Origin of the sequence: Nonomuraea sp. NPDC050202 (genome assembly GCF_040656115.1) — a bacterium.
In the GTDB taxonomy this organism is placed as follows: domain Bacteria; phylum Actinomycetota; class Actinomycetes; order Streptosporangiales; family Streptosporangiaceae; genus Nonomuraea.
The window spans coordinates 56,904-81,087 of the sequence record NZ_JBFALF010000048.1; the positions used below are offsets into that span (position 1 = coordinate 56,904).

General features: G+C 69.4%; 28 protein-coding genes and 1 pseudogene. 11 read left to right on the forward strand and 18 right to left on the reverse strand.

Going from position 1 to position 24,184, the window contains the following annotated elements; translation table 11 throughout:
* Positions 1-82: 82 nt before the first annotated feature.
* The 8 genes from AB0I79_RS56080 to AB0I79_RS56115 form a co-directional block, all read right to left on the reverse strand.
* Positions 83-724, reverse strand: a complete 642-nt coding sequence (locus AB0I79_RS56080) for a rhomboid family intramembrane serine protease (RefSeq protein ID WP_357892978.1) — start codon at positions 722-724, stop codon at positions 83-85.
* 108 nt (positions 725-832) lie between these two features.
* Entirely contained in the window at positions 833-1,597 is a 765-nt protein-coding gene (locus AB0I79_RS56085) for a crotonase/enoyl-CoA hydratase family protein (protein WP_357892980.1), read from the reverse strand.
* Between the two features lie 10 nt (positions 1,598-1,607).
* A complete protein-coding gene (locus AB0I79_RS56090; RefSeq protein ID WP_357892982.1) occupies positions 1,608-2,381 on the reverse strand; it encodes an SDR family NAD(P)-dependent oxidoreductase in 774 nt (257 codons plus the stop codon).
* Between the two features lie 47 nt (positions 2,382-2,428).
* Entirely contained in the window at positions 2,429-2,767 is a 339-nt protein-coding gene (locus tag AB0I79_RS56095; RefSeq protein WP_080043295.1) for an STAS domain-containing protein, read from the reverse strand.
* Positions 2,768-2,952: 185 nt separating this feature from the next.
* Positions 2,953-3,687, reverse strand: a complete 735-nt coding sequence (locus AB0I79_RS56100) for an ABC transporter ATP-binding protein (RefSeq protein WP_357892984.1) — start codon at positions 3,685-3,687, stop codon at positions 2,953-2,955.
* Entirely contained in the window at positions 3,684-4,439 is a 756-nt protein-coding gene (cbiQ, locus tag AB0I79_RS56105; RefSeq protein WP_357892986.1) for a cobalt ECF transporter T component CbiQ, read from the reverse strand. The genes AB0I79_RS56100 and cbiQ overlap by 4 nt, the downstream gene beginning before the upstream one ends.
* A gap of 3 nt (positions 4,440-4,442) precedes the next feature.
* A complete protein-coding gene (locus AB0I79_RS56110) occupies positions 4,443-5,444 on the reverse strand; it encodes an energy-coupling factor ABC transporter permease (RefSeq protein WP_357892988.1) in 1,002 nt (333 codons plus the stop codon).
* Positions 5,445-5,531: 87 nt separating this feature from the next.
* Positions 5,532-7,373 carry a glycosyltransferase family 2 protein gene (locus AB0I79_RS56115; RefSeq protein WP_357892990.1) on the reverse strand — a complete coding sequence of 614 codons (1,842 nt, stop codon included), beginning with the start codon at positions 7,371-7,373 and terminating at the stop codon, positions 5,532-5,534.
* 291 nt (positions 7,374-7,664) lie between these two features.
* Between AB0I79_RS56115 and AB0I79_RS56120 the strand changes: the two genes are divergently transcribed.
* From AB0I79_RS56120 to AB0I79_RS56130, 3 genes and pseudogenes are all read left to right on the forward strand, one after another.
* Complete coding sequence (locus AB0I79_RS56120) at positions 7,665-8,024, forward strand: hypothetical protein (RefSeq protein ID WP_357892992.1); 360 nt, start codon at positions 7,665-7,667, stop codon at positions 8,022-8,024.
* Positions 8,025-8,042: 18 nt separating this feature from the next.
* Positions 8,043-8,207, forward strand: a pseudogene (locus AB0I79_RS56125) (ClpX C4-type zinc finger protein); the annotation flags it as partial.
* Between the two features lie 457 nt (positions 8,208-8,664).
* On the forward strand, positions 8,665-9,612 hold the full coding sequence (locus tag AB0I79_RS56130) for a D-2-hydroxyacid dehydrogenase family protein (protein ID WP_357892994.1): 948 nt from the start codon (positions 8,665-8,667) through the stop codon (positions 9,610-9,612).
* 106 nt (positions 9,613-9,718) lie between these two features.
* Here the strand turns inward: AB0I79_RS56130 and AB0I79_RS56135 are convergent, their stop codons facing one another.
* On the reverse strand, positions 9,719-10,288 hold the full coding sequence (locus AB0I79_RS56135) for a CGNR zinc finger domain-containing protein (RefSeq protein ID WP_357892996.1): 570 nt from the start codon (positions 10,286-10,288) through the stop codon (positions 9,719-9,721).
* Positions 10,289-10,359: 71 nt separating this feature from the next.
* Between AB0I79_RS56135 and AB0I79_RS56140 the strand changes: the two genes are divergently transcribed.
* Positions 10,360-11,118, forward strand: coding sequence for a class I SAM-dependent methyltransferase (locus AB0I79_RS56140; protein WP_357892998.1), 759 nt, complete (start codon positions 10,360-10,362; stop codon positions 11,116-11,118).
* 63 nt (positions 11,119-11,181) lie between these two features.
* Positions 11,182-11,460, forward strand: a complete 279-nt coding sequence (locus AB0I79_RS56145) for a hypothetical protein (RefSeq protein ID WP_357893000.1) — start codon at positions 11,182-11,184, stop codon at positions 11,458-11,460.
* Here the strand turns inward: AB0I79_RS56145 and AB0I79_RS56150 are convergent.
* Positions 11,421-12,398 (reverse strand): DUF418 domain-containing protein, encoded by a 978-nt coding sequence (locus tag AB0I79_RS56150; protein WP_357893002.1) that lies wholly within the window; start codon positions 12,396-12,398, stop codon positions 11,421-11,423. The genes AB0I79_RS56145 and AB0I79_RS56150 overlap by 40 nt on opposite strands.
* A 168-nt stretch (positions 12,399-12,566) precedes the next feature.
* Positions 12,567-13,781, reverse strand: coding sequence for a cytochrome P450 (locus tag AB0I79_RS56155; protein ID WP_357893004.1), 1,215 nt, complete (start codon positions 13,779-13,781; stop codon positions 12,567-12,569).
* A 104-nt stretch (positions 13,782-13,885) separates the two neighbouring features.
* Between AB0I79_RS56155 and AB0I79_RS56160 the strand changes: the two genes are divergently transcribed.
* The 3 genes from AB0I79_RS56160 (at position 13,886) to AB0I79_RS56170 (ending at position 16,412) form a co-directional block, all read left to right on the forward strand.
* Positions 13,886-14,800, forward strand: a complete 915-nt coding sequence (locus tag AB0I79_RS56160; protein ID WP_357893006.1) for an SDR family oxidoreductase — start codon at positions 13,886-13,888, stop codon at positions 14,798-14,800.
* A gap of 254 nt (positions 14,801-15,054) precedes the next feature.
* Positions 15,055-15,867 (forward strand): isocitrate lyase/phosphoenolpyruvate mutase family protein, encoded by an 813-nt coding sequence (locus tag AB0I79_RS56165; RefSeq protein ID WP_357893008.1) that lies wholly within the window; start codon positions 15,055-15,057, stop codon positions 15,865-15,867.
* 77 nt (positions 15,868-15,944) lie between these two features.
* A complete protein-coding gene (locus AB0I79_RS56170; RefSeq protein ID WP_357893010.1) occupies positions 15,945-16,412 on the forward strand; it encodes an NAD(P)H-dependent oxidoreductase in 468 nt (155 codons plus the stop codon).
* Positions 16,413-16,427: 15 nt separating this feature from the next.
* Here AB0I79_RS56170 and AB0I79_RS56175 read toward each other — a convergent pair whose 3' ends face one another.
* From AB0I79_RS56175 to AB0I79_RS56190, 4 genes are all read right to left on the reverse strand, one after another.
* On the reverse strand, positions 16,428-19,151 hold the full coding sequence (locus tag AB0I79_RS56175) for an ABC transporter substrate-binding protein (RefSeq protein WP_357893012.1): 2,724 nt from the start codon (positions 19,149-19,151) through the stop codon (positions 16,428-16,430).
* 151 nt (positions 19,152-19,302) lie between these two features.
* Positions 19,303-19,701, reverse strand: coding sequence for a hypothetical protein (locus tag AB0I79_RS56180; RefSeq protein WP_357893014.1), 399 nt, complete (start codon positions 19,699-19,701; stop codon positions 19,303-19,305).
* 173 nt (positions 19,702-19,874) lie between these two features.
* The gene (locus tag AB0I79_RS56185) at positions 19,875-20,315 is read right to left on the reverse strand and encodes a hypothetical protein (RefSeq protein WP_357893015.1); all 441 of its coding nucleotides are present in this window, start codon (positions 20,313-20,315) and stop codon (positions 19,875-19,877) included.
* Between the two features lie 193 nt (positions 20,316-20,508).
* Positions 20,509-20,958, reverse strand: coding sequence for a hypothetical protein (locus AB0I79_RS56190; RefSeq protein WP_357893016.1), 450 nt, complete (start codon positions 20,956-20,958; stop codon positions 20,509-20,511).
* A 38-nt stretch (positions 20,959-20,996) separates the two neighbouring features.
* On the opposite strand from AB0I79_RS56190, the gene AB0I79_RS56195 reads away from it, so the two are divergent.
* Positions 20,997-21,209, forward strand: a complete 213-nt coding sequence (locus AB0I79_RS56195; protein WP_357893017.1) for a hypothetical protein — start codon at positions 20,997-20,999, stop codon at positions 21,207-21,209.
* A gap of 23 nt (positions 21,210-21,232) precedes the next feature.
* Here AB0I79_RS56195 and AB0I79_RS56200 read toward each other — a convergent pair whose 3' ends face one another.
* The gene (locus tag AB0I79_RS56200; RefSeq protein WP_357893018.1) at positions 21,233-21,619 is read right to left on the reverse strand and encodes a tautomerase family protein; all 387 of its coding nucleotides are present in this window, start codon (positions 21,617-21,619) and stop codon (positions 21,233-21,235) included.
* A gap of 62 nt (positions 21,620-21,681) precedes the next feature.
* Between AB0I79_RS56200 and AB0I79_RS56205 the strand changes: the two genes are divergently transcribed.
* Positions 21,682-22,149, forward strand: coding sequence for a MarR family transcriptional regulator (locus AB0I79_RS56205; RefSeq protein WP_357893020.1), 468 nt, complete (start codon positions 21,682-21,684; stop codon positions 22,147-22,149).
* An 8-nt stretch (positions 22,150-22,157) separates the two neighbouring features.
* Here AB0I79_RS56205 and AB0I79_RS56210 read toward each other — a convergent pair whose 3' ends face one another.
* Positions 22,158-22,439 carry a hypothetical protein gene (locus AB0I79_RS56210; RefSeq protein ID WP_357893022.1) on the reverse strand — a complete coding sequence of 94 codons (282 nt, stop codon included), beginning with the start codon at positions 22,437-22,439 and terminating at the stop codon, positions 22,158-22,160.
* A gap of 82 nt (positions 22,440-22,521) precedes the next feature.
* Here AB0I79_RS56210 and AB0I79_RS56215 point away from each other — a divergent pair, with 82 nt between their 5' ends.
* Positions 22,522-23,250, forward strand: coding sequence for an SDR family oxidoreductase (locus AB0I79_RS56215; protein WP_357893024.1), 729 nt, complete (start codon positions 22,522-22,524; stop codon positions 23,248-23,250).
* A 148-nt stretch (positions 23,251-23,398) separates the two neighbouring features.
* Here AB0I79_RS56215 and AB0I79_RS56220 read toward each other — a convergent pair whose 3' ends face one another.
* Positions 23,399-23,725 (reverse strand): hypothetical protein, encoded by a 327-nt coding sequence (locus AB0I79_RS56220; protein ID WP_357893025.1) that lies wholly within the window; start codon positions 23,723-23,725, stop codon positions 23,399-23,401.
* Between the last annotated feature and the right edge of the window lie 459 nt (positions 23,726-24,184).

Consider the following 24,184-nt stretch of genomic DNA (forward strand, 5'->3'; position numbering starts at 1 on the left):
CCGTTCCTTCAGCAGCTCTGACCGTCGCCTGCCCGCGTTCGGGCTAAGGACCCGAGGTAGGGGGAAAGATGGACATTTCTTATCAGAACGAGTACGGGTTGGCCGGCGCGACCTCGCGCCGCGGCCTGCGGCGCAGCACCCAGGCGGCCACCACGCCGCCGATGAGCCCGAACAGGTGCCCCTGCCACGAGATGCCCTGCTGGTTCGGCAGCAGGCCCGCCAGGATCCCCCAGTACGCGATGCCCACGCCGACGCCGATGACGATGTCGAGCAGGCTGCGGTTGAACAGGCCGCGCGCCAGGATGTAACCGAAGTAGCCGAAAACCAGCCCGCTCGCGCCGATCGTGAGGACGGCGGGGCTGGTCACCCAGGTGCCCAGGCCACCGATGAAGATGATCAGCACGGTGGCCCAGAGGAACTTGCGCACGTCACGCAGCCCGGCCAGGAAACCCAGCACCAGCAGCGGCACGGAGTTGGCCATCAGATGGCCGAAGCCGCCGTGCAGGAAGGGCGCGAAGAGGATGCCCACCAGGCCGTCAGGATCCCAGCCGACGATGCCGAACTGGTAGTCGAGCGCACCGCCGACGAAGAAGTCGACGCCCTCGACCACCCACATGACCGCGACCATGCCGACCACGATGATCAGCGCGCTGAGAGCGCCGGAGAGGAGCGCTCCGGCACCGCGCCTGGCCGACCCGAACCTGGAACCCGAATAGTCGCTCATGCGCTCTCCCGGTAACTTGTCTCCTCTCTCTTTACCGTATCCAGGCAGAGCTATGCGCGCGCTAAAGGAGACCCCTCCCGTTCCTTGAGGAGGACGGGAGGGGGACGGTCATTCGCCCTTCCACCGGGGCGCGCGCTTCTCGGCGAAAGCGGCGGCGCCCTCCATGGCGTCCTTCGAGCCGAAGACCGGGTTGATGATCGCGCCCTGCTTCTCGAACATCTCCTCCAGCGACCAGTCCTGCGACTCGATGACCACCTTCTTGGTCGCGGCGAGCGCCAGCGGGGCGTTGGCGGCGATCTTCCTGGCCAGCTCCAGGGCGCCCTCCAGGGCCGCGCCGGGCTCGGTGATCCGGTTGACCAGGCCGAGCTCGTACAGGCGGGCGGCCTCGTAGTGGTCACCGGTCAGGGCCATCTCCATGGCCACGTGGTACGGGATCCGCCGCGGCAGCCGCATGATCCCGCCCGCGCCGGCCACCAGCCCGCGCTTGGGCTCCGGCAGGCCGAACTTCGACTCCGAGGAGGCCACGATGACGTCGCAGGCCAGCGCCAGCTCGAACCCGCCCGCCAGGGCGTACCCCTCGACGGCGGCCACCAGCGGCTTCTTCGGCGGCGCCTCGGTCAGCCCGCCGAACCCGCGGCCCTTGACCACCGGGAAGTCCCCGGACAGGAACCCCTTGAGGTCCATGCCCGCGGAGAACGTGCCGCCGGCGCCGGTCAGCACGTAAGCGGAAATGTCGGGACGGGCGTCCAGCGTGTCCAGCGCCTCGGCGACGCCCCTCGCCACCGCCCCGTTGATGGCGTTGCGCGCCTTGGGACGGTTGATGGTGAGGATCGCCACATTGCCGGACTCTTCGACGAGCACTTCGTCAGACACGGGACCTGCCTTACTTGGGCTGGAAGCGGATGCCGCCGTCGAAGCGGATGACCTCGGCGTTCATGTAGTCGTTCTCGACGAGCGACCTGACCAGGTGGGCGAACTCGTCGGCCCGGCCCATGCGCTTGGGGAAGACCACCGGCGCCACCAGCTTGGCCTTGAACTCCTCGGAGTTGGGCGAGAAGCCGTAGATGGGGGTGTCGATGATGCCGGGGCAGATCGTGTTCACCCGTACGCCGATGGCGGCCAGGTCGCGGGCGGCGGGCACGGTCATGCCCACGATGCCGCCCTTGGAGGCCGAGTAGGCGAGCTGGCCCGTCTGCCCCTCCAGCGCGGCCACGGACGCGGTGTTGATCACCACGCCGCGCTGCCCGTCGGCGTCGGCCGGCTCGGTCTTGGCGATGGCGGCCGCGGCGATGCGCATGAGGTTGAACGTGCCGATCAGGTTGACCTCGATGACCTTGCGGTAGGAGGCCGGGTTGTGCGGGTTGCCGTCACGGTTGACCGTGCGCTCGGCCCAGCCGATGCCGGCGCTGTTGACCACCACGCGCAGCGGCTTCCCGGTGGCCACGGCGGCGTCCACGGCCGCCTGCACCTGCTGGTCGTCGGAGACGTCCGTCTTGGCGAAGACGCCGCCGATCTCGTCGGCGACAGCCTTGCCGCGCTCCTCGTTGAGGTCGGCGACGACCACGGTGGCGCCGGCGCGGGCCAGCTCGCGGGCGGTGGCCTCACCGAGGCCGCTGGCGCCGCCGGAGATGATTGCTGCAGATCCGTTCACGTCCATAGCCGGACCCTAACCCGCAGACCGAATGAAGTTCTACTCGGGGGCGGTTAAAACTCGCCCACGGCGGTGTCCACGTCGGAGTACACCTTGATCCGCCGGTCCAGCCCGGTCGTGCGGAGGATGCGCGCCACCGGCGCCTGCGGCGCCGCCAGGGAGACGCCACCGCCCTCCCCCGTCGCCAGCCGCCAGGCCTCGATCAGCACCGACAGGCCGCTGGAGTCCATGAACGACAGTTGCTGCAGATCGAGCACGAGCCGCGCGCTGTCCTGCTTGATGGCGTCACGCACCTCGTCACGCAGGAACGGCGCGGTGAACAGGTCAAGCTCTCCCTCGACGGCCACCACCACGGCGTCGCCCAGGGCGTGTCGCGCAAGCCGCAGCTTCATGGGCCCCTCCTCGATGAGCCACTGTACTTCGACATCCCCGGATACCGGGCATGCACAAACTACGAAAAGTCGGATGCAGGAGAACAAGGCGGGCGTAAACGCGTACCAAATGCCCCGTCAAGAACCATGCTCCGGGTTTCTACCCATCTCGCCGCCGATGCCCTTACCTGGGAGGCCAGGTTGCCTCAAACGGCGGGGATCGCGAAGCCGTACGGGAGCTCCAGGCGGTGCCGGGCCAGCAGGTCGGCGTCGGCGAGCAGCTCGCGGGTGGGCCCGTCGGCGGCGATCACGCCGCCGGAGAGGATGAGCGAGCGCTCGCACAGCTCCAGCGCGTACGGCAGGTCGTGCGTGACCATGAGCACCGTCACGTCGAGGGAGCGCAGGATCTCGGCCAGCTCCCTGCGGGCGGCCGGGTCGAGGTTGGAGGAGGGCTCGTCGAGCACCAGGATCTCGGGCGCCATGGCCAGCACCGTCGCCACCGCCACCCGGCGCCGCTGCCCGAACGACAGGTGGTGCGGCGGCCGGTCGGCGGCGTCCAGCATGCCCACCCGGTCCAGCGCGTCCTTGACCACCCGGTCCAGCTCCTCGCCGCGCAGGCCCGCGTTGGCGGGGCCGAAGGCCACGTCGTCGCGGACCGTGGGCATGAAGAGCTGGTCGTCAGGGTCCTGGAAGACCAGGCCGACGCGCTGCCTGACCTCCTTGAGCGTGTCCTTGCGCACCGGCGTGCCGGCCACGGTGACACTGCCGTGCCCGGCGGTGAGAATGCCGTTGAGATGCATCACGAGCGTCGTCTTGCCGGCGCCGTTCGGGCCGAGCAGGGCCACGCGCTCGCCGCGGCCGATCGTCAGGTCCACCCCGAACAGCGCCTGGGTGCCGTCCGGATAGGCGTAGGCGAGCTGCCGGACTTCGAGAGAGTTCACCACGTTAGTCCCCAGATGGCGAGGGCGACGGCGGGCAGGGCGAGGGCGGTACCCCAGTGCGTGACGGACGCCGGCAGGTCCTGGATGACCGGCATCTGGCCCGAGTAGCCGCGGCTGAGCATGGCGAGGTGCACGCGTTCACCCCGCTCGTACGAGCGGATGAACAGCGCCCCGGCCGACCGCGCGATCACCGGAACGTGCCGGAGATTTCGTGCTTCGAACCCGCGCGACTCCCTGGCCACCCGCATCCGCCGCATCTCGTCCACGATCACGTCCAGGTACCTGAGCATGAACATGGCGATCTGCACCAGCAGGCTCGGCAGCCGCAGCCGCTGCGCCCCCAGCAGGATGGCCCGCGGCTCCGTGGTGGCCGCCAGCAGGATGGACGCCACCACCCCCAGCGAGGCCTTGGCCAGGATGTTCCAGGCCGCCCAGAGGCCGGGCACGCTCAGCGAGAGCCCCAGGACCTCGGTCCGCTCCCCCAGCCCGACGACCGGGATGAGGAACGCGAACAGCACGAACGGCACCTCGATCACCATGCGCCGCAGCACGTACGTCCCCGGCACCCGAGCTGCCACCGCGACCGCGCCCAGCAGGACGGCGTACGCGGCGAACGCCCAGAACCGCTCGCGCCGCGTGGCCACCACCACGAGCGCGAACGCGAAGACCGCCAGCAGCTTGCACTGCGGCGGCAGCCGGTGCACGACCGACTCGCCCGGCAGGTAGAGCCGGTGGTGGTGCCCAGCGCCCACGAATCACACCTTGATCTTGTTACGGCCGCGCGCGGCCCAGGCCACGGCCCCGGTGATGAGCAACACCAGACCGACGCCGACGATCCCGGCCACGCCGACGGGGATCCCGCCCACCTCACCGTAGTCGGCCAGCGCCCACCCGCCGAACAGGTGGTCGGCCGCCTGGTCGATGAAGCCCTTGTCCTCGGCCACCGCCTCCAGCCCGTCGGGCGAGGAGGAGGCGAAGAAGGAGACGACCCCGGCCAGCACCAGCGTCACGCCGACGCCACCGAGCAGGAACGGCTTGAGCCCGCCGCCGGTGGCCACCGGCCGCTCCTCGTCCACGACGGTGGTCGTGCCACCGGCGCCGCGCAGCTCCAGCGGCCTGGCCAGGCCGCGGGCGCCGTGCACCAGGTCGGGCCGCACGGCCAGCACGGCGCCGACGGTCACCGCGGTGATCAGGCCCTCGCCGATGCCGATCAGCAGGTGCACCCCGCCCATCGCGGCCGCCACCGTGCCGACCTCGATCGGCGCGGTGCCACCGATCCAGAACAGCAGCGTGAACACCAGTGCGGAGGCCGGCACCGAGATCAGCGCGGCCAGGAACGCCGCCACCACGACCTTCCCCCTGGCCATGGTCGTGACCAGCCGGAAGACGCCCCAGCCGACGAGCACCGTGACGAGGCCCATGATCGTGATGTTGACGCCGAGCGCCGTCAGCCCGCCGTCGGCGAAGAACACGCCCTGCACCAGCAGGACCACGGCCATGCACAGCACCCCTGTGTACGGCCCGACGAGTATCGCGGCCAGCGCGCCGCCCAGCAGGTGGCCGCTGGTGCCGGCGGCGACGGGGAAGTTGAGCATCTGCACGGCGAAGATGAACGCCGCGACGAGCCCGGCCATGGGCGCGGTGCGGTCGTCGAGCTCGCGCCGGGCCCCGCGCAGGCAGACCGCGACGCCGGCGGCCGCGACGACGCCGGCCGAGATGGATGTCACCGCGTTGAAGAAGCCATCGGGTACGTGCACGGCTGCCTCCAGGAAGAGGATCCGAGAAGAGGACGGACAAACGGTCCTACTTTAGGACATCGTCTTGCACCTGCACATAGATGGCAATTACCGCAGAATTCTTTTGACCACGCTCTTCGCCGTCAACCGCCGCACCACCGCGCTCAGCCGCCCCTTCCCCGAGGTCGCGTACGGCCGCACGCTCCTGAACAGGGCCGCCCCCCACCCGCGGCGCGGCCCGGCCACCGTATCGGTCTCGATCCTGAACCGCGCGGGCGGCCCGCCCAGATCGAGCTCCAGGTAGGCGTCCCAGGTGCCGGGCGCCAGCTTCCCCACCGCCGGCCTGGCCGCGAACCCGCCGCCGGGCAGCGCCATCACGCGCTCGGCGCGCTCGCGCCCGGTGCGCCTCTCCCGCCACACGAGCCGCTTGACCGCCGAGGTGGGCGGGGTGGTGCCGGCCACGGTGACCTCGCCGTCCATCAGCAGCCGGTGCGCGAGCGACCAGCGCATCCTGATCAGCCGCGCCGTGCCGGGCACCGCGACCACGTGACCGCCCACGTCGATGCTGAGGTTCCCGTTGTCCCTGGTGAAGTAGGGCAGGGCCACGACGCCGCCGACCATCCGGGGCTGCGGCCTGCCGATGCCGCTGTCGCGGTCGGCCCCGAGCCTGCCGAGCCGGATCACGCCCTCGATCTCGACCGCGATCCGCAGGTCCCAGATGCCGGAGCCGAGCGTGCCGACGTCCACCCTGGCGGTGAACTCGCCGCCCTTCCTGTCGGCCGGCACCACGAGTTCCTTGTCCGGGTCGTGCCTGGCGCGCAGCACCACGGTCAGGCCGTCGTCCCTGGTGATCCCGGCGAGCCTGGCGGCGCCCGTCACCACCAGGTGCTCGCCGTCCCAGCGCAGCCCGGTCAGCCGGCGCCGTACGGTGGCGCTCTCGATGCGGGCCAGGCGCATGAGGCGGTCGAGGTCGTCCAGGGCGCCGGCCCGCTGCCGGTCCACGGTGTTGAGCCGCTCGTGGACGCCAGGGGTGTACCACTCCTCACACAGGGCGGCGACCTCGCGCGCGATGTCCTTGCGCCGCACATCGTCGCTGTCCAGGAACACGGCCCCGAGCTGGGTGAACACGTCCAGCCTGAAGTGCCTGCGCAGCAGGTGGTCGCGGAGCGGGCCGGGCTCGACGTGCCGGGCCATCAGCCGGATGGGCTCGCGGATCATGGCCAGCCAGGCCAGCGGGTCCCTGCTGCCGGGCTGCTGCATGATGCTGCTGCCGTCGGGCCTGGAGACGAGGTGGTAGCAGTCGTGGTCGGCCACCACGGAGACCGCCCGGGCGTGGCAGTAGGCGTGCACGGTGAAGAGGATGTCCTCCCCGACCAGCATGCCCTCGCCGAACCTGATGCGGTGGCGGACGAGCAGTTCCCTCCTGAACAGCTTGAAGCAGCTCAGGCTGTTGTAGACGTTGCTGTCGCCGAGCCCCACCCGGTCGGCGCTGCGCGCGAACATTGACACGGGCGCTCGCCTGCCGTGGCCCACGATCTTGCCGAGGACGATGTCGGTGTCGTTGCGGTCGGCCACGGCGACCATGCGTTCGAGCGCCTCGGGGCCGAGGTAGTCGTCGGCGTCGCAGAAGAAGACGTACCGGCCGGTGGCGTGCTCGATGCCGACGTTGCGCGGCCGGCCCGCGCCGCCGCTGGCCTCGATGTGCACGACCTTGACGGTGCCCGGGTGGTAGGCGGCGTAGAGGTCGAGGAGCTCGCCGCTGCCGTCGGTGGAGCCGTCGTCCACGACGACGATCTCCTTCTTCACCCGCTGGACGAGCGCGGAGGTGAGGCATCGGTCGAGGAAGTCCCGGCAGTTGTGGACGGGGATCACGACGCTGACGTCGACCGCGTCGTCATCGTCGCCTGCCCCGTGCATCTCCACCACTCCACAGTCACGTCGCGTCGTCATCCCGTCTCAGTATGTGACGAGTGCGGGTGCCCGTGGGGGCCGATCGCGACGTCTTCTTCTCACTGCTTTGCCGCCATTGGAGATTCACGGCATTCCACCGATAAGCTGCGGGATCTCCGCCAAATACCTCATTCAACCGGCACCGAATGAGTTTCAGGGAGGAGGATTTCCTCCCCGGGAGAGGATTTATCTCCGCCGGGTTCATTACGTCACCACCGCGAGCCTCCGGTGATCCCGGGGCGAGAGTTGCGCGTCTACAGTTAGGCAACCTTGACCGGGAGGTGGCGGGAAATGGGATCTGATCTCCGCAGCGAAACGGCCGACGGCTCGGCCGTGCACACTGCTGAGTTCATCGTCTCCTCGGCGCGCCTGACGGAGCTGCACGAGTGCTCCGCAGTGCTGCGCCGCACGAGGGCACGGGCCGAAGAGATCGTGGACGAGGCTCGCACGCTGCTGGCCGAGGCCGAACGACGCGGCGACAGCGCGCGCACGTACCTGCTGCGCAGCCAGCTCGAACAGGCACGCGAGAGGTACGGGCAGGTGCTGAACGCGTACCTGTTGTTGTCCCGCAGGATCAACGAGGAGCGGCAGGAGATCCTGCGGGCGCAGATGGACCGGGATCGGCTCCAGGGGTTGTCAGGAGTCGCCTGACGGCGCTACCGTCAGGTCATGCCCGACTGGAAAGAGAACCTCCATTGTTCCTTCTGTCATAAGAAGAGCGGTGACGTGAACAAACTGATTGCCGGGCCGGGCGTACACATTTGTGACGAATGTGTCGGGCTGTGCACGGAAATCCTCGAACAGGAGCGGCTCGCCACTTCTACCGAACCGCGACTTCCCGCATGGGAAACCATGACCGTCGAGCAAATACTCGAACATCTCCCGAAAATCGCCGCCGTACAGGCACAGGTGGACGACAACCTGCGCGACTGGGTGGCGCACCTCCGCTCCCGGGACGTCAGCTGGGAACGGGTCGGCGCCGCCCTCGGCATGACGAGGCAGTCCGCGTGGGAGCGTTTCAGGAGCGAGACCTGAGACGTTGTGAACCTATGGGGCACCTGGGGCGTCCTAGACTTTCAGGGAGGCCCGATCATGCACGTCCTGGACGATGTCGCGCCCGATCTCGAACGGCTCCGGCTGGAGCTGCTCCTGATCCAGGCGCTGCACGAAGAGGCGGAGCGGCTGGCCGCCGACTGAACGGGCTCCAGCTCCCCGGTGCACACCGGGGAGCTGGAGCAGGGGGCCACCTCACGCCGAGTCGCCCGCGAGGCTGAGCGTAAGATCCGAAGTCATGCTGCGATGCGCCGTGCTGGACGACTATCAGGACGTGGCCCTCGCCCTGGCCGACTGGTCCCGGGTGCGGGTGGAGAGCTTCCGCGAGCACTTCAGCCGCCAGGATGACCTCGTGGCCGCGATCCGCGACTGCGAGATCGTCGTCGCCATGCGGGAGCGCACGCCGTTCCCCGCCGAGCTGTTCGACCGGCTGCCCAACCTGCGCCTGCTCGTCACCACCGGCATGCGCAACGCCTCCATCGACCTGGCGGCGGCGCGGGAGCACGGCGTCACGGTCTGCGGCACGGGCAGCATCGCCACGCCGCCGGTCGAGCTGACCTGGGCGCTCATCCTCGGCCTGATCCGCCACCTGGTGCCCGAGTCGGCTGCCATGCGCGCCGGCGGGCCCTGGCAGCACACGATCGGCACGGACCTGCACGGCCGCACGCTCGGGCTCGTCGGACTGGGCAAGATCGGCGAGCGGGTGGCGGCGGTCGGGCGGGCGTTCGGCATGGACGTCGTGGCGTGGAGCGCGAACCTCACCGAGGAGCGGGCCGCCGGCGGCGGCGCGCGCCTGGCCCCCGACCTCGACGCGCTGCTGTCCGGCTCCGACATCGTCTCGATCCACGTCGTGCTCGGCGACCGGACGCGGGGGCTCATCGGCAAGCGGGAGCTGGCGCTGATGAAGCCCACGGCCTACCTGATCAACACGGCGCGGGCGGCGATCGTCGACCAGGACGCGCTGGCCGCGGCGCTGCGGGCGAGGCGGATCGCGGGGGCCGGGCTGGACGTGTTCGACCCGGAGCCGCTGCCCGAGGGGCACGAGTTCCGTACGCTGCCGAACGTGCTGGCCACTCCGCACCTCGGGTACGTGACGGAGCTGAACTACGGCACGTACTTCCGCGAGGCCGTCGAGGACATCGACGCCTTCATCGACGGCACCCCGATCCGCGTCCTGTCACCCTGACCCGGCGCCCTTCGCCCTCTTCACCGCGACCCGGCGCCCTTCGCCCTCTTCACCGCGACCCGGCGCCCTTCGGCCTGTTCACCGCGACCTGGCCCCTTCGGCCTGTTCACTCCGACCGGGTCCTGGCCCGGAACGCGGCCGTCTTCACCCGGCCCTGGCAGGCCGTGGAGCAGAACCGGCGGGTGCCGTTGCGCGAGACGTCCACGTAGACGCGGTCGCAGTGCGGCGCCGTGCAGACCCCCAGGCGATCGTTGAACTCGCTGCCCAGCACGATCGCCAGCCCCGTGGCGCAACTCGCCGCCCAGTCGCCCGCCATGGTGCCGCCGCGGCCGTGGAAGTGCAGGTGCCAGGGCTCGCCGTCGTGCCGTTCGAGCAGCGGCCTGGCGTGCGTCTCCTCCAGCAGCGCGTTCACCTCCGCCGCCGCGCTGTCGACGTCGCCATCCGCGACCGCGGCGAAGACCGTACGCAGGCGGGCGGCGACCCGCGCCAGCTCGGCCCCCTCGGCCTCGGTCACCTCGCGGTAGGAGGTGTAGACGGCACGCAGGCCGGCGGTGGCGGCGGCGCCGGCGTCCACCGGCTCGGGAAAGGGCCGCCCGCGCCGCTCACCCGGGGTCAGCTCGTTGACGAGTGACACCGCCACCCTGACCACGGTGTCCGTGTGACTGTTGTAGTCCAATTGACCGGTTACACCTTCATGTTCTACGTTGTGACTGTCCAAATCTTAGATGACAGTTACAGGGGGCGTTCATGCTTACTCACGATGCCGCGCAGGGGTGGATCGCGCGCTGGGACCGCCAGCAGGAGGGTTACCTGCCCGACCGGGAGGCTCGCTTCACGGCCCTGATCGACGCGGTGGAGGCGCTGGGACGGCCCGATCCCGTGGTGGTCGACCTGGGTTGCGGCCCCGGGTCGTTGTCCGCGCGGCTGCTGGAGCGGCTGCCCGGAGCCACGGTGGTCGCGGTGGACGCCGACCCGCTGCTGCTGGGCCTGGGGCGGGCGGCCTACCCGCAGCTCACGTTCGTCTCGGCGGACCTGCGGACGAGCCGGTGGACCGGCCTGCTCGGCCTGGACGGCCGGCCGGTCGACGCGGCCGTCAGCACGACGGCGCTGCACTGGATCTCGGGCCCCGAGCTGAAGGGCGTGTACGCGGAGCTGGCCACCGTGCTGCGCCCCGGCGGGCTGCTGCTCAACGGCGACCACATGGACACCGAGGACACCACGCCCGCCCTCTCGCGCCTGGAGCACGAGGTGCACCGGCTCGAGACCGAGCGGGTGTTCGGCCAGAACCCGCCGGAGGACTGGCGTTCCTGGTGGGACGCGATCGAGGCCGACCCCGACCTCGCCGCCCTCAACGCGGCCAGGACGACGGCCGGCTCCGCCCACCGCGGCTCGGAGTCCCACCTGCTCTCGCACCACGTGGAGGCGCTGCGGGAGGCCGGCTTCACCGAGATCGGCACGCTCTGGCAGCGGGGCAACAACCGCCTGCTGTGCGCCGTACGGGGCTGAGCCCCCGCAGGGGGTTCTGGCTCCGCCCTTCACCTCACCGGCGGCGGGCGGCAGAATGGCTCCATGCCGAGCTTCGAACGGCTGACGATCGCGGAGGCCAGAACCCTCACCCGCGCCGAGCTCCTGCCACGCATCGAGGAGGAGCAGAAGTACTGGTACGACCGCATCCACACCTGTGCGATGCAGCCCGGCGACGAGCAGGCGTTCAAGACCTTCAACGACATCGTGCACATCGCCGCCAACCCCCACCGCGCCATCTCCGACACCGACGCCCTCGCGGAGGGCAGGCCCTTCGACCGCGACTACTGGACCAAGCCCCTCGGCGAGCTGGGCGAGCTGTAGGTGTTCGGCGGGCGCCGCAACCAGGTGGCGTAGCGCCACAGCCACTCGACCGGCCCGAACCGGAAGCGCCGCAGCCACAGGCCGGACAGCACGCGCTGGGCGGCGAGAATACCCGTGGCGACCAGCAGCACCGTCGCCTCGGACCACGTGGCGGGCGCGCCGCCGAGCAACGGGCTGACCAGCAGCACGAGCACGGTCGCGCTCAGGTAGTTGGTCAGCGCCATCCTGCCCAGGGGCGCGAAGACCGCCTCCAGCACGGGGCGGAGCGGCGTCCTGAGCAGGGCCAGCATCCCGCAGACGTACGCTCCCGCGGTGAGCAGCCCCGCGACGGCGAACGCGCTGTGCACCTGGTTGCTCTGCGCCCACGCCGCCGGCACCGCCAGCACCGCGAACACCAGCAGCGCCGGCCACCAGGTGATCCGCTCCATCCGCTCCGTCACCCCGTACCTGGTCAGCAGGGAGCCCACCAGGAACAGCCCGGGCACCAGCACGACCCCGTTGCTGCCGAGCACCAGCGGCGCCGACAGGAGGATCCCCGCCGACACGGCCACCGCCCAGCGGGGCAACCACGTGGACGGCAGCAGCACCACCAGGCCGACGACGGCGTAGATCGTCAGGATGTCGCCGCGCCAGAGGAGGAACATGTGCAGCAGGCCGATGGCCAGCAGCGCCAGGAGGCGGCGCAGCAGCACCACGCGGGGGCGGCCGGTACGGTTCGCGGTGGTCTCCAGCATGAGGGAGAAGCCGACGCCGAAGAGCAGCGAGAAGATCGGGAAGAAGCGCTGGTCCACCAGGTAGCCCGGCCAGTCGGCTCCCACGGCGGTGTTCAGCACCCCGGCGTTCACGTTGGCGATCGGTCTGACGTTGGCCACGAGGATGCCGCAGAGCGCGAAGCCGCGCAGGACGTCGAGGGCGGCGATGCGGGGTCGATGGGACATGGACCCATCCTTGGGACCCGCCGCACAGCCGGGATGAGCCGCGAGCAGGGTTGCGGCAGTACTTTCGGCTGATTCAGCCGCTGACCACCGGGATACGGGGCGTGCCTTCACGGCGTCCGGGCCTCGTGGACCGCGCGGGCGGCCTCCACTGGCATGAGCGCCGCCCGCTCACCCCGCCTTGACCAGCAGCCGCCACGGCCGGTAGGCGAACGCGTCGTCGTTCCACCGCACCGCCGCCAGGTCCTCCCGCGCGCGCAGCCCCGGCACCCGGGTCACCAGCGCGCGGAACGCCTCCTGCAGCTCCATCCTGGCCAGGTTCGCGCCGATGCAGAAATGCGGCCCGTGGCCGAAGGTCAGGTGCGAACTGGGCACGTCACGGGCGAACCTGCGCACGTCGAACCGCATCGGGTCCGCGAACACCGACGGGTCGTGGTTGGCGGCCGACAGGTTGGGCAGCACGACCGTGCCCGCCGGGATGGCGCCGCCGGAGACCTCGACGTTCTCGGTGATCCTGCGCAGCATGCCGGGCGCGCCGGGCCCCTCGTGCCGCAGGATCTCCTCGACCGCCGGCTCCACCAGCTCCGGGTGCGCCACGAGCTCGGCGTACTGGTCGGGATGGCACAGCAGCCGAAAGGTTCCCCGGATGATCATCATGGCCGTGGTCTCGTACCCGGCCAGGATCAACGTGGAGACCATGTTGGTCAGCTCGGCCTCGCTGAGCCTGTCGCCCTCGTCCCGCGCCGCGATGAGCAGGTCGATCAGGTCGTCGCCCGGCTCGGCCCGATGCTGGGCGATCAGCTCGGCGGCGTAGGCCATGAACGCGGCGTACCCCTCGGCCCTGGCCTCGGCGCTCGTGTCCGAGGTGGACAGGAACATGTCGGTCCACCCGCGTACCTGGTCGAAGCGGTCCATCGGCACGCCGAGCAGCTCACAGATCACCCGCGCGGGCAGCAGCAGCGCGAAGTCCGCCGCCAGGTCGAACTCCTCGCCTGCCGCGTCGAGCAACTCGCCGGCGATGGCGGCGACGCGCGGCCGCCAGCGCTCGGCCTGTCTAGGGGTGAACGCGCCGTGCATGATGCGGCGGTAGCGGGTGTGCTCCGGCGGGTCCTGGTTGTTCAGCGCCGCAGGGTCGTCGTCCAGCGCCCTGCCGCTGACCATCCTGGGCAGGCCGGGCTCGCGCAGGTTCCGGCTGCCTGCGGGGGAGGCCAGCAGGCCGCGTACGTCCGCGTACCGGACGATCATGGAGATGCGGTCGCCGCTCGGCATCGTGGCCGGCTCCATCGGCGCCTCGGCGAGCCGTCGGGCCAGGTCGGGCGAGGGGGTGCCGTACGGGCCCGGGGGCAGATCGGGCCAGGCCCCCTTGCTGCTGGGCTGCTCAGTCATGGCCGCCTCCTCCTCCGGAACGTACGCAAGGGCCATGGGCCGGTCAAGGCGGCTCCAGGAAAACATGACACATGCTGTCGGCTTTTCGCTCTAGCGTCTTCGGCATGAGCAACGACTTGAAGGGCAAGGTCGCCCTGGTGGCCGGGGGCACGCGGGGCGCCGGCCGCGGCATCGCCGTCGAACTCGGCGCCGCCGGGGCCACCGTGTACGTGACCGGCCGCACCAGCGGCGAGAGCAGATCCGAGTACAACCGTCCCGAGACCATCGAGGAGACGGCCGCGCTGGTGGACGAGGCGGGCGGCGAAGGCATCCCCGTCCAGGTCGACCATCTGGAACGGGACCAGGTCAAGGCCCTGGTGGACCGCATCGCGCGCGACCACGGCCGATTGGACGTGCTCGTCAACGACATCTGGGGCGGGGAACTGCTGGCCCAGTGGGAGACGCCGCTGTGGGAGCACGACCTCGACGCCGGGCTGCGCCTGCTCCGGCTCGCCATCGACACGCACATCATCACCAGCCACTACGCGCTGCCCCTGCTGATCAAGCGCCCGGGCGGCCTCGTGGTGGAGATGACCGACGGGACCAAGGAGTACAACGACGACAACTACCGCGTCTCGTTCTTCTACGACCACGCCAAGAGCGCCGTGATCAGGCTCGGCTTCGCCCAGGCGCGCGAGCTGCGGCAGTACGGGTGCACGGCCGTGACGCTGACGCCCGGCTGGCTCAGATCCGAGCTGATGCTGGAGCACTTCGGGGTGACCGAGGCGAACTGGCGCGACGCCACCACCCGCGAGCCGCACTTCGTGATCTCCGAGACGCCCCGTTACGTCGGCCGCGCGGTCGCCGCCCTGGCCACGGACGCGGACGTGATGCGCTGGAGCGGGCAGTCGCTGTCCAGCGGACAGCTCGCTCGCGAGTACGGCTTCACGGACGTGGACGGCTCACAGCCCGACTGCTGGCGTTACCTGGTGGAGGTCCAGGACCCGGGCAGGCCCGCGGACGCGACCGGCTACCGCTGACCTCACCCAGACCCGCGAAAGCGGCCGGCCGCCGCTGACCTCACCCAGACCCGCGAAAGCGGCCGGCCACCACTTCCGGAGGGGGAATCCTGGCGCCTTTCCCGCCGCACAAGCTCCACGTACCGCTGGACGGACTTGCGCGGGCTTCGTGGCGGCGGGAATGGTGATGTCCGAATTCCGCTGTAGATCGCGACCGACCCGGCACTATATCTGGTAGAAAGGCGACGCCCACCCCACCGAGGAGACCCCTTTCCATGACCGCCACCGCCAAGGCCGACCTGCTCCGCTCGCTGCAGACCGATTCGGTGCTGCTCCTGCCCAACGCCTGGGACGCCGCCAGCGCCGCGGTGATCGCCGCAGCCGGAGCCCCCGCGATCGCCACCACCAGCGCCGGCCTGTCCTGGAGCCTGGGGCGTCCGGACGGCCAGGCGCTCAGCCGCGCCGACGCGATCGACGCCGTCGCCCGCATCGCGGCCGCGGTCGACGTCCCGGTCACCGCCGACATCGAGGGCGGCTACGACGACCTGACGGCCACCATCACCGGCGTGGTCGCCGCCGGCGCGGTCGGCGTCAACCTGGAGGACTCCCAGGCCGCCGGCGGCCCGCTTTACACGATCGAGGAGCAGTCGGCCCGCATCCGGCAGGCGCGCACCGCCGCCACCCAGGCGGGCCTGCCCGGATTGGTCCTCAACGCCCGAACCGACGTCATCCTGTTCGGCCTCGGCGACCTGGACCAGGCCATCGCCCGCACGCTCGCCTACGCGGAGGCCGGCGCCGACAGCATCTTCGTCCCCGGCCTGCTCGACCTGGCCGCGCTACGCACCCTCTGCGACGCCTCTCCCATCCCGGTCAACGCCATGGCCATGGCCGGCGGCCCCGACGTGGCCGCCCTCACCGGGGCCGGCGTCCGCAGGATCAGCCTCGGCTCGGCCGTCGCCCAGGCCGCCTACACCACGGCCCGGCAGGTCACCCTCGAACTCCTCGGCAAGGGCACCCTGGACTCCCTGGACGGCACCTTCGACTACGGCGAGCTCAACGGGCTGCTGGTGGCGCGGAACCGACCCTGATCACCGCCGCCCCCTGCCACACGCACCACCGCAGCAAGCGGAGGCGCCGGCGCGTCCGTCCATGAGAGGATCGCACCGTGTCAGGACCCGTCCGCCGCCTGCTGATCGTGCATCACACCGCCTCCCCGACGCTGCAGGAGCTCTTCGAGTCGGTACGGCAGGGCGCCACCACGGACGAGGTCGAAGGCGTCGAGGTGATCGCCCGTGCCGCGCTGCGCGCCACCGCCGTCGACGTGTTCGAGGCCGACGGCGTCATCCTCGGCACGCCGGTCAACATCGGCTACATGAGCGGAGCGCTCAAGCACTTCTTCGACACCATCTACTACCCCTGCCTCGAGGAGACCCGGCGCCTGCCGTACGCGCTGTACGTGCACGGCAACAGCGACACGACCGGCGCGGTCCGCGCGGTGGAGTCGATCACCACCGGCCTCGGCTGGCAGCGCGCCCACCCGCCGGTGACAGTGACGGGCACGCCGGGCAAGGACGACCTGGCGGCCTGCTGGGAACTCGGCGCCACGATCGCCGCGACGATCAGCCCTGACTGACCGTCGCGGCGCCGATCAGCCCCGGCTGACCGCGCCGTCGTCCCTGTCTGGATCGTCCTCGTCCGTGTACGGCGAGGCGGACTTGGGCACGCTCCCGCACACCTCGGCCTGCTTCTCGGGGGCGTGGTCGTCGTCGAGAATCCCGCAGTAGAGCACCGGGATGCCTTGGCGACCTGGTCTCATGACGGCGATCACCTTGTCGTGCGGCTCGTGACGCGCACCACGGAAGTCGATCAGCCCGCTCGTCCCCTCCCACGCGCCGCGGAGGCTGGTGCCCTCCAGCCGCTGCTTGATCTCACCCCGGCTGGGCAACTCGTCCTCGCGTACCTCCTCGGCCGTCTCCGGCTCGAAGGCGTCGCTGATCGCCTGGTACACCAGGCTGATCGCATCGTAGGTCAGGATGAGATTGTCATCCGACATGTCGGTGAGCCGGCCGCCCAGCAGGTGATTCGCGAAGTTCGTACGAGGCGGCTGCTTGCCGGACCCCCTGCCGAACTCCCACAACCAGCGGCCTGCCAGCCCCAGATAGTAGACCTCGACCTGCTTCATCGCGGCTATCGCCGCGCCGTGGTTCGGCATCACCCTGGCCACGTCGTCGGCCGCGATCACCTTCACCCGGCCGCATCTCCTGCCCTCGACGGCTGTGAGGAAATCGACGAAGTCCACCGCCCGGCCGGCGTAGAAGATCACGTCGGGTCTCCGGCCGCAGGCCCCGGCGGCGGCCGGAGGCAGCCCGCCGTGCGCGGAGTACGGCAGTTCGTCCACGACGCGGAAGACCGTGTGCTCCTCGTCCAGCGCGGCCTTGAAGCCGTCGGCCAGGTTGCCGGTGTAGTGATCCTTGCTCGTTCTGTCCTTGACGATGACGGCATCGATCTTCTTACCGTTGTCGGACGTGGCGACCCGCTTGCCGTCCCTGAACAGCCACTTGGCGAAGCTCACGCCCAGCCGGGCCTCGCGATGACTGGTCGGCCCCACGTGGAAGTAGTACTGGGAGGGGTTGCCGGACGAGGCGATCGTCCCCATCCCGTCCGCGGTCGCGGTGCTCGACACCATCGGGATCTTGGCCTTGTGCAGCACCTGGATCGCCTCGCTGATGCCGCGAAGACTGCGCGGGAGGCCGACCACCCCCATGAGCTTGCGATTGTCCTCGGCCATGGCGGCGATCTGTTCCGCCGCCTCGCGTGCCCGGCTGAAGTCGTCGCCTCCGTTGGCGACCAGGATGCGCAGCCGCGGCGAGCTGTGGATGTTGCTCTGCACGTACTCGGCCGCCGCCAGCTCCGACAGCCCGCTCACGATGCGAGGGTCGTCCGGATCGACGTTCCACGGCGAGTACTCGCCGAACAGCACCACGTCGACGTAGTTCCCCGACTTCTCGGCCTGCTCGTTCTTCTTGTCGATCTTTGTGAGCCATGCCCGGACGTCGCGGTTGAAGAGCCGCCCGTAGTTGAGCCGCTCCCAGTTGAGGACGCCGACGCACTCCCCTCCCTTCATCTGCGCCCAGTCCCGGCCACCGCAGCCGTCCCACCACGCGAAACCGCCCCACCCGGGAAGCACCAGCAGGACCGCCATGACCACCGACCAGTAGCCCACGGCGCGCGAGCGCCGAGGACGCCGGGGCTGGAACGCGGTGAGCTCCGGCGGTCCCGGGACCTCGATGCGCAGGCGGAGATCAGGCACCCGCCGCCCGGCCTCGGTCCGCCACTGCCTCACCGCCTCGGAGACCCGGCCGAGGCTCATCGGAGCACGCGGAGGCCGGGGAGCGACCTCGGGCACGCTCGCCACCACGACCAGGGGAGGCAGCAACCCCGTCTCCCCGGTGGTCTCCTCCATGAGCCGCAGGAACCTGGCGCGCACGCCGCGAGGGTCGGTGATCTTCAGGACGAGCAGTCCGTAACATTCGCGTCCCCAGTTCGGCCAGGGCAGGAGGCGCTTCTTGTAGGCCTCGCGCAGATCCCGCAACAGCGCGTGCACCAGCAGCCGCTCGACCTCGGCGGCCTCTGCGTTCGCCACGCGCAACGCGTAGTGCGGCAACCGTTCGAAACGCCTCCGGGTGAGGTACGGCTGCCTGCGGAAGGAGCGGTAGAAGAGCGAGCCGGTGATCGACATCAGGCCCTGGAACACGGTGCCGATCAGCATCACCGCGAGGCCTACCGCCCAGGGCACGAGGGCCACGAGGTTGTCCCACGGGATGAGCTCGGTCTTCGTACCGGCCAGCCAGATCGCCAGCGTGCCGACGGGCACCCACGCCACCGCCGCCCGCGCCGCGAAGTCGGCCGAGGTCCTGGTGCGGTGCTCGCTGCCGTACTTGCTGCGCTGCCAGCGCCTGAACTGGTGCTTGAACTCCCCGTATCCGGCATTCGTCCGGAAGCGCGGCGGCCAGTCCCCTTCGAACCCCTCCGGCCGGCCGTGGCACTGCTCCCGCGCCCAGATCACGAACTGGGCCAGCGGAAAGCGCGGCGGCGGCAGCAGCGACCCGTTCACCGGCTTGCCCATCTCCGCGGCCAGCGCCTCGACCAGCTTCAGCAGCTCCCGATGCGGGTCGTCCTCCGCGCCCTCGCCGTTGCCCGCATCCTCCGCGCGGGCGAACGGCACCCCGTTCTGGAACGCTCCAGCCAACGCTTCGACGGCGACGGACGCGTACGAGCCGCCCGTGACGCACACGAGGGGAAGCGGCGGATCGGCACGCCAGAACGCAGGCCGGCGAATCAGCTGCTCCACAACGCTGCGCAGGTCGCTCACCCGAAACCTCACTTTCCGAGGTGCTCTTGGGGCGACTCATCCTTTCTCAAGATCTGCACCCGCGTCCGGCGGTTCCCACGTCCGAGTCAAGATGCTGTCAAGAACCGCGCGAGGAGACGCCGTCCCACGTCAGACCCCCTCAACCGCCCCTCTACTGCTCCGCCGCCTCGGCGTGCTCCGCCAAAGGCACGAATCCCCCACGCGCCCCTCCCCTCCCGGCCACCGTGCCCCAGTCATGCGCCTGCTCATGCGAGCCCACAGCCACCACAACGGCACCGCCGGCCCGATCCACCGCCCTCAACCAGGCAAAACGCTCTTCAACCTCATCCGGAGAGACGAGCCCGTCGACGAGGAACCCGGCATCACCCGGCCCGTCCACAACTGAGACGGCAAGACCCGTGAGAAGCCGCCAGCCAACGCACACCGACGGCTCGCCCGACCGGAGCTCGAACACGGGAAGCTGCTCGACGGACGCGGCCGAGACGAGGGCCAGCGCCGGCACGGGACCGTTGAGGTGGATCGCATTCTCGCGAGAGACTCGGGATGGCATCCGGCGAGTATGCCACTCCACCGGCCCCCTGACCTCCTGTTCGCCCCGGGAGGGGCGGAGACGTGGTGGCGGTCTTCGTCGCCGCCGACGATCGGTTCGCGGCGGTGACCGCCCCACCCATCAACGGCGAGTACGGAAGCGAACGATCGTCGCGACCCCGGCCCGGTCGCTGTTCATGCCTCGGTGAGAGCGTCGGCTGAACCCGCAGACGTCACCCGCCTGGACTCGCTGAACCAGCGCCCAGCCGAGGGCAGAAGGAGCGGGACGATGACGACCAACGTGAGCAGGCGAGAGCTCAGCACCGCATCCCAGGTGACGGTGGAGTAGAGAACCAGATCGAGAATGGTGACGCCGATCTGCAGCAGATGCACGCTGATGATCGCCCAGCGTATGTACTTTTGGCGGCTCTGCCAGCGGCCCAGCAGCCACCCGAGAAGTGCGACCGTGCCCGCGACGTAGACCAGCGCGGGCAGGATGCCCGCGTCGAAGGTGGAAAAGAAGCCTGCCAGCGTGATCGCCAGGGCTACCAGGCCGAAAGCCACTTCCAGCGTGATGATGAACTGAACCGCCTTGAGGGTGCCCGGCATCCGGTGTGCCTTGACGGTGTTCGTCACAGCCCCATTCTGATGGACAGGGCCGATGGGGCGACAGAGCGCATTCTTCACATCAGTTCTGCCCCTTCGATGGTGCGGCGAGGTAGCCGGACGGGACCGCCCCGCCAGCTGCCCTCGACGTCCATCCATTCGCGGCCCTGCGATCCTGCCGTACTCGCGGATCTCCGTGACAAAGGCAGCTCCCACGAGGCTGTCATTGGCAGCCCAGAACGGGAAATCGCTCCTCAACAGCAACAAGAGCGTCCACGAGCGGCGGGATGTCTGTCTGGTCCAAGCCTTCCATCACGAAGTGAAGGGTGTTCCCCATCCCAGGCTCATCAGCCAAAGCCCCGGAGATCGACAGAGAGCCTGTGGGACGGCATTCGATGGTCAGCTCGATCCAGTCCTCCATGGAGGACAAGGTGGCGCTGCCCTTGGTCCCCGCGTAGACGCCTTCCAAAGCCACTCGGAAGTCGTGGAGCTCATCGATCCGAAGCCCCGCGTTGATTCTGGCCGTGAACCCGCCAACCTTCACATGGATGGGAGAGGTCAGCCAATTTCCATCCCAGAAATCGGTAGAGCCAGGATGCATACGGCTGCGAACCTGGATGAGTACATGGTCGGAGTCCCTTCCCCGGCCGACGACGATCTCCGCGGGATCCATGCGGTCATCCTCCCTGAAAGGCAGCCGGCCTTCCACAGGTGCACCTGCGTTCCGGCTCATCACCAGGCCCTTCCGCCTGCACCCCGGTTTCCGAAGCCGCCGGCTGCGAACGCCGCTACCAAGCCTTCAAAGGGCCGCTGGCCGTCACCAACCTGTATCTGAAGAGCAACCGCCGCATCAACGCTCTGATCACCGCGATCTGCCTGGCCCTGCTCATCTCGTGCCTGATCGATCCACGAGATCTCCGCTGAGATCACTCATGTACGGGAAACGGTCAGCTGTCGACGATCACACCTCCGATCGCAGTGCGGCCGGCTGGGGTGGCGACGAGCTCGACCGTGATGGTGTCGCGCAAGTGCGCTCCGAGGACGTCGGCGACGGCGTCGGTGACGGTTCGCACGAGCTTGGCAACGAGCTCGCGGCTGTCGGGACGGGTGAAAGCCGCCTCGCGGATGCCGAACATGATCGCGGGTGGAGCCTCCTCGGCCGGCTTGCCCCGCAGGCCCCACCGTCCGGTGGGCACGCCGTCGAGGTGGATGACCGCGACGTCGCGCGCCCACTCGCCGTATACGTCGACCACCGCGTCGGTCAGCGCGGCGATGAGGGCCGATTCGTTGCCCTGGAGCTGTGGCTCCAGGACTCGGACCGTCAGATGTGGCATGGTAGACCTCCTGTTTACTATCAAATTAGCTTTGATATCAAAGATAATTGGCGAGGTGCCAGATGGTCAACAACGCGGACGGCATGACCACCGACCAGGCGGTGCGGTCCATGCTGCTGCTGATGCCCAGGATCGTCGGGCGAGCCAAGCGGCTACCCGTCCCGGAGGCGCTGCGGACGCTCGATCTCGCGCCCCGCCACCTGTCACTGCTGGCCTACCTGCAGTACGACGGTTCTCTCACGGTGAGCCAGCTGGCGGAGCGGCTGGAGATCGCTCCGACGACCGTCAGCCTCATGGTGGGTGACCTGTCTCGCCGCGGTGTCCTGACGCGGGAAGAGGACGATGCCGACCGGCGACGGCGGGTCGTCGCGATCGCACCGCAGTATGTCGAGCCGATCCGCGAGTGGCTGGCGGGCAGCGCGCTGGCGTGGACGGAGGTCCTGGCCGACCTCACGCCGGCCGAACGCGCCACGATCGTGCGGACGATGCGTGCCTACGAGACCGCCTTGGGCAAGCGGATGCACGGCTGAACTGAAGATCACGCATGTGCGGAAAACGGGGCTAGCTGGTCAAGCTGCGGGAGATCTCGGTATGTGGTGCGCGCCCAGCGCGTGCACTCCTCCACGTCCGCCTCGACGATGTTTCTGAGCGGAACCGTGCCCCGTGCCGTGTCCCACGCATTACGGACCAGGTCAGGCGAGAAGAAGCCGCACGCCACGGTCACCACCTCGGCGTCCACATCACCGAGCACCCACCGCGCGTCCACGCCTGCCATGCGCTCGCCCATACCCTGGGCATCCACACCGACATTGCCTGGCAAAGACTCTCCCAGGCGACGGGGCCGACTACGCCGCCGAAGTCTGCCGACGCGCTTCAACCGGTCCACGAACAAGGAGCGAACCATGCGATTCGACGACCATCGCGTTGTCATCACGGCTGCCGGCCGCGACTTCGGGCGAACCCTGGCCATCCGGCTCGCAGACCTCGGCGCAGAGGTCTTCCTGTCCGCACGCAGCCTCGCCGCCGCTGAGCGTGTCCGCGACGAGATCCGCGCCCGAGGCCATCGGCAGGTCCACGCCCATGCCTGCGACCTGACGGATCCCGCCTCGATCCGCGACTTCGCATCCGCCGTCACCCAGCACACCGACCGCGTCGACATCCTGATCAACAACGGCTCGCGTTACCTCGAAGGGCCGGACCTCCAGTCAGCCTCCGACGCCGATGTCGTCGACACCATCGCATCCGGCGCAACGGGCACAGTCCTGACCGTGAAGAGCTTCCTGCCGCTCCTGCTCAACTCGAACAAGCCGGATGTGGTGACGATGGTCTCCGCCTGCGGAACGGCCGGCCATCACCGCTCGGACGCGCACGACGCCTTCTATGCGGCCAAGAGCGCTCAAGCCGGTTTCACCGAGATTCTCTCCAAGCGCCTGCGGCCCCAGGGAGTCCGCGTGATATCGCTCTACCCGCCCGACTTCGACAACACCGATCCCCTCTCTGAGGAGTGGAAGTCCACGCCGCGGGAAGCCAAGGACGCCCTCACCTCACAGTCGCTCGTGGAGTGCATCCTCTTCGCAGTCGCTCAGCCCCGTGACTGCTTCATCAAATCGTTCCACTTCGAACAGGTCTGAGCGCTCGGCGTCTCGAAGCCGGCGCGTGGCAACGGCGGCCCACCTGGGAAACAGGCTGAAGATCGAAACCAGAAGGCCCCTGACGGCGTAACGCCTGTTCAGGGGCCTTCGGGTTGCAGAGCCGACGAGGGGAATCGAACGTCGTCCATCAATCGTCGATCCAGATGTACCATTGGCCGTCGAAGTGGCGGTAGTAGCCTGGCGCGTCGATGTCCGGCTCGCCATTGGCACTCCAGGCGAAGCCGTAACTTCCGAAGAAGCCCGTGTCCTCGATCATGAAGCCGAAGGCCCGGCGGGCTTTTTCAAGGTGCTCGACGGGATACAGGCCGATCCAATTCCGCTTCCCCGGCGCTGTCCCCTCTGACACCGTCTGCGCAAAGTGGTCGAGACTGCCGCGTGACAACTCGAAACGCATCCTGACCGGCGCACCGACGTAGACCAATGAGCCGACCAACACCACGACCAGGGGCGGCACGGCCCGCTACCGCTGTCGGGAAGGCGCGATCTCCTCCCCCTGGCCGCTCACGGCATGACGAACCACCCCCGCAACGGGATCACTGGGGAGCCAGGTGCGGTGAAAGTCCCACTTCCAGTTCGGAAGACGGGCCGAGGAAACAGGCGAAATCGATATCGCGCCTCGGCTCGGCCTCACCAGCAGCACGTGGGAACGTCGGCGTCGTCTGACGATTCGCCGGCCGAACGCCACCGCCTCAACCGCGGGGTTCGGCCTCTCGTCGCTTCGAGCTATCGCAGACCTGATGCCACCTCGATGTGCCGAACGACGAGCAGGAGATCCAACGAGTGCAGACGTTGCTCAAGCTCGCTTACTCGCGCCGAGGGGTCACGTCCACGGACGTGGTGTATGAATCGATCTTCGCGTGATCCTGTTTCTGCAGGTTAAGCGGTAAGTGTCTGCGGGAGCGGGTTCTGAGCT